Source organism: Chromohalobacter sp. HP20-39 (assembly GCF_033052815.1).
GTDB lineage: Bacteria > Pseudomonadota > Gammaproteobacteria > Pseudomonadales > Halomonadaceae > Chromohalobacter.
In genome coordinates this window covers 1-378 of sequence record NZ_JAWHTP010000270.1, presented here as the reverse complement: position 1 = coordinate 378, position 378 = coordinate 1, and the positions used below count along the sequence as shown (strand labels likewise).

The 378-nt window shown below is 34.1% G+C and carries 1 protein-coding gene; it reads right to left on the bottom strand.

Features of this window, described 5'->3' with window-relative positions; translation table 11 throughout:
* Positions 1 to 262: hypothetical protein (locus RVY79_RS17940; RefSeq protein ID WP_317465873.1), on the bottom strand; the 262-nt coding region annotated here is incomplete at its 3' end.
* Positions 263 to 378 lie beyond the last annotated feature (116 nt).

Genomic DNA, 378 nt, shown 5'->3' with positions numbered 1-378 from the left:
CTGTTCCAACAGTGGCGAAAATCACATAATAAACAAACAATATTCCAGCACAAAATAATGCTGATATATTAACGATTTCAATTAAACCAGCCATTGAGTCAGATGATTCACCACCAAATACACCGAGTTTCCCAAATATAGAGTTCATAACCATCATCATCTTGTCTGTTGTCATTGGAGTTAGCCCCAAATCACCAGCAAAAGACAAGGATGGAATTAGAACAAGAGAAAGCACCATTAGAATTTTTATTATCGCTTTCATGATTTCACCTTATTTGTTGTTGTTTTTATTTTGTTTTGAAAACAAGTGAAGTGAACGAAGATATGAACTAACAGACATTCCTAATTTCTTTGCTGAAACCTTCATATCTTCCCTAG